Annotated in this window: 1 protein-coding gene; it reads left to right on the top strand. The window is 40.7% G+C overall.

Going from position 1 to position 727, the window contains the following annotated elements; all coding sequences use genetic code 11:
• A partial coding sequence (locus tag AACW06_RS19845) for a hypothetical protein (RefSeq protein WP_192076370.1) occupies window positions 1–195 on the top strand: 195 nt, incomplete at its 5' end.
• Between the last annotated feature and the right edge of the window lie 532 nt (window positions 196–727).

Genomic DNA, 727 nt, shown 5'->3' with positions numbered 1-727 from the left:
GCGTGGCAGTTTTACTATGCGTTAGGTAAAGTGTTTTACGGTGCAATGCAGCGGCTTGGCCAGTGCGTTGTTCACCACTTAATTGGGCGTTATGCAACTCAGGTAAATTTAGGGGTTCAATCTTTTGAGATTTCTCCGGACATTCGTTTTGAGCTGTCGGCAAATGAGCATTTTTACCCTCAAATTCATGGTTAACTCAAACCGTAAAACAGGTAAGATTCTTTATTTGCCTCAATCGGTTTTAGCGTTGGCGTGTTGTCAATTTAGTGAGCGCAAAGTGTGGAAAGAGCAAGTTAATCGATCATTTTGTATTTGTTGAAGGCTTTGCTCGTTGAGTTAGTTTGGTTCAAAAGCCTAGGTTGTCGCTGGAAGGCAGACTTCATTTTTGCAGCTTATTTATCACGGCTTTTGCTTGGGTTGGTTCTTGAATCACTCAACTATTGCAATTGTGGTTTTTGATCGAGTAAAGTCATCTTATCTTATTGAATTTGCATAACAAACAATTTAAGAGGGATTCCCAACGCTTGGCATTTTTTCTTCTACTTCACTTTTAGTGGTTACGGTGTAATGCTTTAGGTTGGGTGGTAGCGTTGCTCACCCCTTAATTGGGCGTTATGTGTTTGATGAGTTTTTAAGGTCAAAGCTACGATTTCATTGATAATTCGTTCCGTGTTTTCGGCAGGTTGGTTTGGTCGAACTGGATTCTTGAACAACCTGAGATTGATCG

The organism is Vibrio sp. S12_S33 (genome assembly GCF_963889785.1).
Lineage (GTDB): Bacteria > Pseudomonadota > Gammaproteobacteria > Enterobacterales > Vibrionaceae > Vibrio > Vibrio aestuarianus.
Note: the sequence above shows the minus strand (reverse complement) of the source record. Positions and strands in the feature narration are given on the sequence as shown.